Below are 11,048 nucleotides of genomic sequence, written 5' to 3' on the forward strand. Positions count from 1 at the left end.
GGCGGGAGTGGGTCTGTGCGGCCGATTCTACCGGGGTGCGCGGGCGTCCCCTCCGTCCCGCCGGTACCCCTCTCCGCGGGACCGCCGGAGACCGCCCGTACCCCTCTCGGCCGGACCGCCGGAGACCGCCGGAGACCGCCGGACATGGGACCGCCGGGCCGCCGGATGCCACCGGACCGCCGTCTCACCATCCGGCCCGGCTTTGGCATACCGGCGCCGCGGGCCCATACTTGCCCCATGCGCAAGCACTCGACCTTCGTCTTTACCTATGGCACCCGGCCCGCCGGCTGCCATGGTCGTGCTGCTTGAGCAACTGACAAGCGACTTCCCAGGCGCCCCGGGCCGGCAAGGCCCGGGGCGTTCTGTCATTTCCGGGCCTTCCGCTCCGGGGCACCGCATCCGCCCCGCGCAACGCAAGGAGCCCCGCAGATGACCAGCACCGCGACCACCCCCCGCAAGAGCGGCGCCACCGCCGCCGAGAAGACCGGCGCCCACACCGCCGAGGCGGCCGACGTGATCAGGAACGCGAGGGAGCGCATCGACGCGCTCGACGACCGGATCATCGGCCTCGTCCAGGAACGGATGGCCGTCTCGGCCGTGATCCAGCAGGCGCGGATCGAGTCGGGCGGCCGGCGCGTGAACCTCTCCCGCGAGATGGAGATCCTGGGCCGCTTCAGGGACGCCCTCGGCAGGCCGGGCACCTCCCTGGCGATGACGCTGCTCGAGCTGTGCCGCGGCCGGATCTGATCCGGGGTCCGCGCAGGGACGAGTGCCGCATCCGGGTTCGGTGCACCCAGGTTCGTATCCGCACTCACCCGTACGGCGCGTGACCGGTCACGGCGGGACTTCGTTGGTACCGGTGTCCGTGCCAGCCAGGGGCGGGCACGAAAGAACCACGCGTGGCTCCCGCCGGGGCGATGTGACGTATGGACGCCGTACGTCGTGGGACCTTCGCACCGGCGCGTGACCGGACCGCAGGGGACAGCAGCCCGGTCATGCGAGAACGGCCGGCTCCGGGGACGCCCGGGGCCGGCCGTATCACCCCGGGCCGGCCCGATCTGCCGGATCACCCGACCGGCCGGATCGCCCAGGCCGCCCAGGCCGCCCAGGCCGCCCAGGGCAGCGGCCCCTCAGCCGGCTGTCTCCTCCAGTTTCGCCAGCTGCGCCCCGATGATCTCCTCGGGGATCCCGGTCCTCTCAGGCTGCGCCAGGTTCATCGCGTGGAACACCGCGATCGTCGAGCCGTAGCGCACGACCGTGAAGGTCACCGGCACCGACTCGCCGCCGATGAGGCCCTCCATCCGGTACGCGACGGACTCCTCGCCCAGCCCTGGACCGGCCAGCGCCTTCACACCGTCGTACTCGCCCGATGCCTGCTCGTACGCCGTGCAGGCACCGGTCGCCTCGCGCAGACCATCCATGATCTTCACCGCGCCCGCCCGGTCGTGCGCGAGCAGCGCGACGGAGGTGACCGTCGCGTCCAGCGCCTCGGCATGGCTCAGGGACCGGACCACGCGGGCGTCGGCCCTTGGGTCGGTGTCGAAGGTTAAGAGATCGGCGACCGGCTGACAGACCTCCGGTTCGGCCGGCACGGTCTCCCGCGGGGGATCATCCAGCGGGACCGCCTCGACGGCATACCCGTCCAGGTCGGCCGGGGCCACGACCGCCTTCTCCAGCTCGGCCGCGCTCAGCGTCCTGGTGACCGCGGCCCTCGGCTGCTCGGTCCTCCGGCCGTCCGCCCCCGCACCCGCACCACTGGCGTCCCCCGTCTCGGAGGCCCCGCTGCACGCGGCCACCGGCCCGAGCACGGACGCGACGCAGACGGCCAGGACGGCCCGCGACACACGGGACCCACGCAACACCCGCCGCACGGACTTCCTCACTGCCCCACCTCCGCTCACGGCCTCGTACCACCCGCGGGCTCCGGCGTGCCGGTGCCCCGGCAGCACGCTCCCGGAGGGCCGTCCCCGTGCCGGGGACGGCCCTTCCGCACACCAACGGTCACGCGGGCCCCGCTACTTCTTCGGCGGGACCGCCGGAATCCCGAGGAAGGGCAGCCGCAGCGCCGCGTACGCCTCCTCCGGGACCGCCGGGGACTTCGGCCCGACGGGCGACAGGCGCTCGTAGGCCTCCCCCTGCCGCGGGCGCGGGTCGGGTTCGCCCTTGTTGGGCCACAGGGACATCGCCCGCTCCGCCTGGGCCGTGATGGTCAGCGAGGGGTTGACGCCGAGGTTCGCCGAGACCGCGGCGCCGTCGACGACATAAATGCCGGGGTGGCCGTACAGCCGGTGGTACGGGTCGATGACGCCGTCCTCCGGCGTGGCTCCGATCGGGCAGCCGCCCAGGAAATGGGCGGTGAGCGGGGTGCCCATCAGCTCGCCGACGTTGCTGCCGGGGAAGCCGCCGATCTCGTCGGCGATGGTCTTGGCGGCCTCGGTGGCCGCGCGTATCTGCTTCGGGTTGGGCGCGCCGTGCCCCTGGGCCGCGGTGAGCAGCCCCTTCCCGATGCCGCGCGGCTTGCGGTACGTCGTCAGGGAGTTGTCCAGCGACTGCATGACGAGACCGATGATGGTCCGCTCCGACCAGCGGCGGGTGGACAGCGAGCGCACCGTGAGCACCGGGTGGCGCGCGGTGTTGGCGAGCCAGCCCAGGACGCGCGGGAACTTCTCGGCGTAGGGGACCTGGAGGATGGACATGGCGCCCATCGCGTTGGAGCCCTTGCCGTAGCGGACCGGTTCGATGTGGGTGGCGGAGTCCGGGTGGATGGAGGACGTGATGGCGACGCCGCGGGTGAAGTCGGCCCTGGTCCCCCCGGCCGCTCCGTGCCGGCGGCGGTAGCGGCGGTCCGTGGTCTGGGCGCCCACCAGGGCCTCGGAGTTGGTGCGGGTCAGCTTGCCGAGCCGGTCGGAGATCCGGGGCAGCAGCCCGCGGTCCTTCATGGTGTGCAGCAGGGTCTGGGTGCCGTAGGTGCCGGCGGCGACGACCACCTCGCGGGCACGCAGGACCTTCGCCTCGGACGGGCCCTTGCGCCGCTTGTCGGTGGGAACGGTGGTGACGGCGTATCCGCCCGCACCGTGCTCGGTGACCGCGACGACGGAGGTCATGGGGTGGACGGTCGCGCCGGCCCGCTCCGCGAGGTACAGGTAGTTCTCGTTGAGGGTGTTCTTGGCGCCGTGGCGGCAGCCGGTCATGCACTCGCCGCACTCCTGGCAGGCCCTGCGGGCCGGTCCCGCGCCGCCGAAGTAGGGGTCGGGGACCTCCTCGCCGGGGCGTGCCTTCGCCTTGCCGTCGGCATCCTCGCCGTCCCCGAAGAAGACACCGACCGGGGCGAGATGGAAGGTGTCCCCGACGCCCATGGCCTCGGCGGCCGCCTTCAGATGGACGTCTGAGGGCGTCATGGTGGGGTTGAGGCGCACGCCCAGCATCCGTCGCGCCTGGTCGTAGTACGGCTTCAGCTCCTCCGCCCAGTCGGTGATGTCCTTCCACTGCGGGTCCTTGAAGAAGGGCTCCGGTGGCACGTACAGCGTGTTGGCGTAGTTGAGCGATCCGCCGCCGACGCCCGCGCCCGCCAGCACCATGACGTTGCCGAGCAGATGCACGCGCTGGATGCCGTACAGCCCGAGGGCCGGCGCCCACAGGTAGTTCTTCAGGTCGTACGAACTCTTCGGCAGGGTCTCGCGCGTGAAACGGCGTCCCGCCTCCATCACGCCGACCCGGTATCCCTTCTCCGTCAGGCGGAGGGCCGACACCGAGCCGCCGAAGCCCGAGCCCACGACGATCACGTCGTAGTCGTAACCCTCGTCGCGGCCGTCGCCGTGACCCTCGTCGCCGTCACCCCGGCCGGTGCGCGAGGCGCCGTCCGCGTCGTGCCCCGGCCCGGCCGGATTCTGGGCATGGCTGTCCCGTGACACTGCCCCTCCTCAATCGGTTCTCAGCGAAGGCGCAGTGCCTTCATGACTTTCAGGCTCCGGCTCATGAAGGCCGCGTACTTCTCGTCGTCCATGCCCAGCGACGGGGCCAGCGGCAGCAGCCGCTGCTGCGCCACGGTCTGCGCCTCGGTGTATTTGAGGATGCCCTCGGAGCCGTGCCGCCGTCCCAGCCCGGAGTCCTTCATGCCGCCCATGGGCGACTGCACGCTTCCGTACGCCGCCGCGTAGCCCTCGTTGACGTTGACCGTGCCGCTGCGCAGCCGGGCCGCGACCTGGCGCCCGCGCCGCGCGTCGCGCGTCCAGACGCTGGAGTTGAGGCCGTAGGTCGTCGAGTTGGCGAGGGCGATCGCCTCGTCCTCGTCGCTGAAGCGGTAGACGGAGACGACCGGCCCGAAGGTCTCCTCACCGCACACCGCCATCGGCGCCTCGACTCCGTCGAGGATGGTGGGCTCGAAGAAGTAGGGGCCGATGTCGGGCCGCGCCACCCCGCCGGCGAGGAGCTTGGCGCCCTTGGCGACGGCGTCCTCGACGTGCCGGGTGACCGCCTCCAGCTGCCGCGGGCCGGCCAGCGAGCCCATGTCGGCTCCGTAGGCGAGGGCGTTGCCGAGGCGCATGGCCTTCGTACGGGCGGCGAAGCGGTCCAGGAAGTCGTCGGCGACGGACTCGTGGACGTACAGCCGCTCGATGGAGATGCACAGCTGGCCCGCGGAGGAGAAGCAGGCGCGCACGGCGCCCGCCGCCGCCTTCTCCACGTCGGCGTCGTGCAGCACCAGCATGGCGTTCTTGCCGCCGAGTTCGAGGCTCACCCCGACCAGGCGCGAGGCCGCGCCCCGCGCGACCTCGCGGCCGGTGCGGGTGGAGCCGGTGAAGGAGACGTAGTCCGCGTGCCGCACCACCTCCGGGCCGACGACCGGGCCCTCGCCGAGCACGACCTGGAAGACACCGGCCGGCAGACCGGCCTCGATCAGCAGGTCGCGAGCCCAGAGCGCGGTGAGCGCGGTCTCGGTGTCGGGCTTCATGACGACGGCGTTGCCGGCGACGAAGGCGGGCAGGGCGTCGCCGATCGACAGCTCGAACGGGTAGTTCCAGGGGGCGATCTGGCCGACGACGCCGCGCGGCTGGCGCAGCTCCGAGACACGGGTGAGGGTGGGCATGGCGCCGGTGTGCCGCTTCGGCCTGAGGTAGGCGGCGGCCCTGCGGCCGTAGTGGCGGGCGGACACGGCGACGGCCTGCACCTCCTCATGGGCGTGCAGCCGTGCCTTGCCGGTCTCCAGCTGGATCAGGTCGAGCACTTCGGCCTGGCGTTCCAGGACGAGGTCGTGGAACCGCAGGAGCACGGCGGCCCGCTGACGTACGGGCGTTGCCGCCCAGCCGTGCTGGGCAGCGCGGGCCCGGTCGAAGGCCTCGGCGACGTCCTCGGGCGTGGACTCCGGCAGTTCGCAGAGCCGCTCCCCGGTGAACGGGGTGTGGTTCTCCGTCCTTCCGGAGCCGACGACACCGCCTGCCAGCCGGGCGACCACCGCTGGGGTGACAACGTCCGCGGCCGTGCGGACCTTGGAGGGGGTGGGGGCGATGGGGTTGGTGCCCAGGGCGCCGGTGCCCGGCTGCGCGGTGGGGGCGTGCGAGTCCGTCATGGCGGTGAGGGTATGCCCCGCCGGGCACTTTGTGTACCCGTCGGTAACAGGTTTTCCGGCACTCCGGCCGAACCGCCCGCGGACCGGCGGAGTTCGCGCCAGTGTTCACTGGCACAAAGCCCCTGATCAGGGGCTTGTGCGCGCCACCAGGCGCACGGAACCCTCAGGGGCCATCGTTTTCCCGCCGCCTCACAGGTCCTTGATCTCCAGGTACTTGACCACCTCCGCGAACAGCTTCTCGCCGTCCTCGGCCGCGTCCCCCTCGTGGGGCATGGTGACCCGCAGCCGCCAGTAGGCCTTCTTGTCGTCGCTGACGACGAGGCGCTCGTGCCAGCGGTAGTAGATGTCGTCCTCGGAGGCCGCGTACTCGCGCAAGGAGGTGATGATGTCCCGCGCCTCCGTGCCCTGCTGGCGCGCCTCGACCACCTTGCTCTCCACATCCTGGATGTCGGTGCCGTTGTCCCCGCCGGCCTCGTAGTACTCGACCCATTCGTCGGCCTCGGGACCGACCGCCTCCAGGGGGTCGTCGTCCTCGCCCGGCACCACCCGTGTCAGGTAGACGGTGAAGACGCCGCTGGGGTCGTTGAAGGTGACGCTGCCGTCGTCGCTGCCGGGCACCCGTTTGTAGTCCCGCGGTACGGCGATGTCCGCCCCGACGACCTCGCTCTCCTCCCGCACCACCCAGTCCGCGGGCATCTCCTCGCCCTTGAACGGCTGGGCGATCAGCAGCACCAGCGCGAGGGCCACGGTGAACACGCCCGCGCCGAGCCCGTACTGCGCCGGGCGGTTGCGGTGCAGCACCGGCGGCACCCACCGGCTGCCCCCGGCCGCCCGCTGTCCCCGCGCGACCAGCTGGGTGGCGGCGAGCGAGGGTGGCGCGGGACGCGCCACCGCCTCCAGCGCCTGCCGGATCTCCGCGACCGGCGGCCGCAGGGCCGGCTCCTTGCGGAGCAGCTGCATGACGATGTGGCCCAGCGGCCCCGAGGCGCGCGCCGGGATCTGCGGCTCGGCGGACAGGACGGCCTGCAGGGTGGCGGGGGTGTTGGACCGGCGGTACGGCGACATGCCCTCCACCGACGCGTACAGCACCACGCCCAGCGACCACAGGTCGGACTCGGGGCCCGGCCGCTGCCCGAGCACCCGCTCCGGCGCGATGTACTCGGGCGAGCCGACGAAGGCCCCGGTCTCGGTGAGTCCCTGCTCCCCCTCGACCTGAGCGATGCCGAAGTCCGTGAGCACCACCCGCTCTCCCCCGCCGGTGTCGTCGTGGTAGGTACCCACGCGGCCGAGCAGCACGTTGGCGGGCTTGACGTCCCGGTGCAGCACGCCCGCCTCGTGGGCCGCTCCCAGCGCGCCCACCACGGCGAGCCCGATGCGGGCGGCCTCGCGCGGGTCGAGAGTGCCCTCCTCGAGCCGGTCGGCGAGCGAGTGGCCGCGGACCAGCTCCATCACGATCCACGGGCGGCCGTCCTCGACGACGACGTCGTGGACCGTGACGACCGAGGGGTGGTCGATACGGGCCGCGGCCCGTGCCTCGCGCTGCATGCGCTGGTAGACGGTCTGCCGCTCGCGCTCGCCCAAGTGGTCCGGAACCCGCGGCTCCTTGACGGCCACGTCGCGGTCGACGATCTCGTCGTGCGCCCGCCACACCGTGCCCATGCCGCCGTGGCCGAGCCGCTCGACGAGCCGGTAGCGGCCGCCCACGACCCGGCCCGCGTCGGGGTCCTGCGGTGCCGCGGCACCGGGAGGCGGCGCGCTCACTTCGGTTGGCCGGTGGGCGGGTTGCTGCTGTGCGTGTGCGGGGCTCTGCCGGACGGGCTGCTGCCCGGCGGGTGACTGGTGCGCCGGTGGCTGCTGATACGGGTTCACGGGTGCCGCGTACGGGTTCTGCGGCGGCACTTGATGAGACTGCGGCGGCGGTGCGTCCGGCGGCCGGAGACCATAACTGGTGGGCTCGTTCGCCCGTCCCCCATCGTTGCTCATGCACCCATCAATATCGTGCGGGGCACCGGGGCTCCAGTCGAGCCGGAGAGCGGATGCAGCACCGTGACATAGTCCCTGGGCCGGGTCACCGCGCGGGCGAGGGGCGCGGCCGCCATGCGGATTGAGGGGCCGGGGCGACGGCCGGGCGACCGCCGGACCGTCGGGCCGGGCCGCGAGCGCGCCGCCGGACGGCGTCACGGGGCGGCGTCACGGGGCGGCGTCACGGGGCGGCGTCACGGGGCGGCGGAAGCACCGTCCTCGGCCGGCCGGGCGTCCGGGCTCCAGCCGCGCAGCACCGTCTCGAACTGCTCCCGCGTGCGGTCCCAGTCGTCGGCCGGCCCGGTCATGTAGATCGCGTACTCCGTTCCGTCGGCGAAGTAGACCTGGTCGATGGCCCGCCGCTGTCCCGGGTGCGTCTTGGTCTCGGTCCAGGTGAACTCCCACAGGGCGCCCTCACGGTCGCGGAAGGTGTTCTCGGTCAGCTGGACGCGCCGGTAGTCGGGCAGCCGTTCCTCCGTCTGCCGCTCGATGTCGAGCAGATGCGGGTGGGCACTCCCGAAGTCCGGGTCGGGGTCGATGCCGATACGGAGCAGGTGGTCGCCGCCGTCGGGTGTGTAGTCGATCTGGCCGCCGTCCGTACGCCGTGCCCATCCCTCCGGCAGGAGCAGGCTGAACCCCGCCTCGTCCGTGACCCTGGTCCAGCCGTCCGGTGTGCTGTGCGCGGGCGGACCGTCCTTCTCCGAGGCCCCCGGGGAGGGCTGCGCCGACGCGCTCGAACCGCCGGCCTCGGCGCCGGCCTCGACGCCGGCGTCGGCCCCGCCGTCCCGGCCGGCGAACTTGACGACGCCGAACGCGGCGCCGCCGCCGACGAGCGCCGCGACCACGACGACCGCCAGGACGGTGCGCCAGTTCCCGCGCCGCGACACACCGCCACCGGGACCGTTGCCGGCGGAACCACCGGGGCGGCCACCCGATCCACCGGGGCCGCCGGCTGCCGCGGGATCGCCGGCGCCGTCCCGGAAGCCGCCGTACGGACGGGTCACGGCCCGCTCCGGGTCCTGGATCACCTGCGTCGGGACGTACGCCTGGGCCGCGGCCGGTCTGCGCCCCTCCGCCGCCTCGGCGAGCATCTGCTCGGCCTCGTCGGCCGACGGCCGGTCCGCGGGCTCCTTGCGCAGCAGCGCCTCGATGACCGGGCCCAGCACGCCTGCCCGCTCCGGCCGTTCCGCCTCCTCCATGACCACGGCCTGCATCGTGGACAGCGGCGACGTACGCCGGAACGGGGAACGCCCCTCGACTGCGGTGTAGAGGGTGGCGCCCAGCGCCCACAGGTCGGAGGCGGGTGCCGGAACGTCACCCCTGATGCGCTCGGGCGCGAGGTAGTCGACCGAGCCGACGATCTCCCCGGTGCGGGTGATCGTCGAGTCCCCGTCGAGCTGCGCGATCCCGAAATCGGTGAGCATGACCCGGCCGTCGCGCGCGAGCAGCACATTGCCCGGTTTCACGTCCCGGTGCACCACCCCGGCGGTGTGCGCGGCGCGCAGCGCGGCCAGCACCTGCCGCCCGATGCGCGCGGCCTCCTCGGGCGCCAGGGCACCGGACTCCTTCACCCGGTCCGCGAGGGAGCAACCGTCGACCAGTTCCATCACGATCCACGGACGGTCGTCGAACTCCAGCACGTCGTGGACGGTGACGACGGCGGGGTGGTTGATCCGGGCCGCGGCCCGGGCCTCCTTCTGCGTACGGGCGGTGAGCAGCACCCTGTCCTCCTCGGCCGCGTACAGGGCGGCGGTCAGCTCCTTGACGGCGACCGCCCTGCCCAGGACCTCGTCTTGGGCGCGCCACACACGGCCCATGCCACCGCTGCCGATGGGCTCCCTCAGCCGGTAACGCCCCGCCACTACGGTGCCGTTCGCGCTGCCTCTTCGAGTGTCGTCCACGATCCCCGCCCGCCGTTCCCTGGGTTGCAAGGTTACGGAGAGCAATACGCACGCGGAACCTCGGCCCCCTCACAAGTCCGTTACGACGGCAATTCGCGGCAGCGAGTCACTACGGTGGGTCACACCGTCAGTCACCCCGGCCGGTCACGGCGTCAGTTACGGCGTCAGTTACGGCGGTAGGTCGCGGTCGCCTGCTCGAAGACGCGCGTGACCTCGTCACGCTCCGACTCGGGGCCGATGACCATCACGATGTCGTACTTCCCGCCGACGATCATCGCCAGGTTCCGTACGTACACCTCGCGGCCGCTGGCGTCGCTCCAGGTGAACTGCCCCTCCGCCATGGCCCGTCCGCCCACGTCGATGCGGCGCAGCCCGGTCGCGGTGGACCAGGTGGAGTCGCGGAACGGCTGGAGTTCCTGCTCGCGCTCGCGCTGGTACTCCATCGGGTCGGAGCCGAAGTCCTCGACGCTGTCCCGGCCGGGAACGACGACGAGCTCGAAGTCACCCCCGCCGTAACGGACCTGGCGCCGCGAGTTGAGACCGGTGCGGTTCCAGTCCTTGTCGACGGCGACCTGGAACCCGGCCGGGTCCTTGCGCACGACATAGCCTTCGGCGAGACCGTCGGGCTCCTCGGTCTGCGGGGCCGTGGACGCGGGGGACGTCGACTCCTCCTGCGGCGCTTCGGGGGCCTCGGCCGACTGCGACGGGGTCGGCGAGGGCGCTCCCGCGCCGCCGCCCGTGCTTGTCTGCGCCGGACGGTTGCCCTGCTCGCCCTCCCCCGCCGGGGGCATCAGGAACATGGCGTACGCGACGGCCCCGGCCAGCCCGAGCAGTATCAGCACCAGCAGGGTCCGGCCGAGCGAACGTGACCCGCGGCGGCCGCCGCGGGTCGCCTTGTGACGTCCGTGCGTGGCGACGGGCGAGGCCGAGCGGCGCTTCTTCACGACCTCGCCGCGGCGGCGCACGATGGGCAGCCGGCGCGGGTCGGCGGGCTCGGCCGGGTCGATCGACGGCATGGCCACGATCCGCGCGCCGGCTTCGGGTTCCGGCGCGGAGCGCACCAGCGAGCGCAGCCAGCCGCGCAGTTCCTCTATGTCGGGCCGCTCGGTGGGGTCCTGACGCAGCAGTGACTCCACGACGGGCCGCAGCGGTCCGCACTCCTCGGCGAACGCCGGCGGCTCGGCGCAGACGAGTTGCACGAGTTCGTACGCGCTCTCCTCCGGATAGGGGGCGTGCCCCTGCACGGCGCGGAACAGCAGGGCGCCCAGGGCCCACAGGTCCGTGGCCGGTCCGATCGGCGGGGCGAGCTGCCAGTTCTCGTGCACCGGGCCCGCCTGCTCCGGCGCCCAGCGCTCGGTGACGGCCCCGACGACCGCGATGCGCGTCTGGCGCGCCCGCTCCGCGGCCAGCATCGAGGCCGGACCCCGCTGCCGCCGACCCCCGGCGTCCCCGACGACCTGGTCCCAGCCGCCGTGCCCAGGGGTGTCCTGGGTGCCCGGTCCCTCGTGGTGATCCCGAAGGCCGTGACCGTGCGGGCCGTACGGCGGCACGGGGCCCTGGAG

General features: G+C 73.1%; 6 protein-coding genes and 1 pseudogene. 1 reads left to right on the top strand and 6 read right to left on the bottom strand.

Annotated elements, in window-relative coordinates:
* Positions 1-429: 429 nt before the first annotated feature.
* A complete protein-coding gene (locus tag GUY61_RS27640; protein WP_166632977.1) occupies positions 430-747 on the top strand; it encodes a chorismate mutase in 318 nt (105 codons plus the stop codon).
* Between the two features lie 383 nt (positions 748-1,130).
* Here the strand turns inward: GUY61_RS27640 and GUY61_RS27645 are convergent, their stop codons facing one another.
* The 6 genes and pseudogenes from GUY61_RS27645 to GUY61_RS27670 all read right to left on the bottom strand — a co-directional run.
* On the bottom strand, positions 1,131-1,883 hold the full coding sequence (locus GUY61_RS27645; RefSeq protein WP_166632978.1) for a hypothetical protein: 753 nt from the start codon (positions 1,881-1,883) through the stop codon (positions 1,131-1,133).
* A gap of 132 nt (positions 1,884-2,015) precedes the next feature.
* Entirely contained in the window at positions 2,016-3,782 is a 1,767-nt protein-coding gene (locus tag GUY61_RS27650) for a GMC family oxidoreductase (protein ID WP_166632981.1), read from the bottom strand.
* A 149-nt stretch (positions 3,783-3,931) separates the two neighbouring features.
* Complete coding sequence (locus GUY61_RS27655; protein WP_166632979.1) at positions 3,932-5,563, bottom strand: succinic semialdehyde dehydrogenase; 1,632 nt, start codon at positions 5,561-5,563, stop codon at positions 3,932-3,934.
* Between the two features lie 189 nt (positions 5,564-5,752).
* Positions 5,753-7,546: a serine/threonine-protein kinase gene (locus tag GUY61_RS27660; protein WP_166632980.1), complete on the bottom strand. Its 1,794-nt coding sequence runs from the start codon at positions 7,544-7,546 to the stop codon at positions 5,753-5,755.
* A 233-nt stretch (positions 7,547-7,779) separates the two neighbouring features.
* Positions 7,780-9,486, bottom strand: a complete 1,707-nt coding sequence (locus GUY61_RS27665) for a serine/threonine-protein kinase (protein ID WP_313896886.1) — start codon at positions 9,484-9,486, stop codon at positions 7,780-7,782.
* Between the two features lie 164 nt (positions 9,487-9,650).
* Positions 9,651-11,048, bottom strand: a pseudogene (locus tag GUY61_RS27670) (serine/threonine protein kinase); the annotation flags it as partial.

Source organism: Streptomyces sp. GC420 (assembly GCF_009916105.1).
GTDB lineage: Bacteria > Actinomycetota > Actinomycetes > Streptomycetales > Streptomycetaceae > Streptomyces.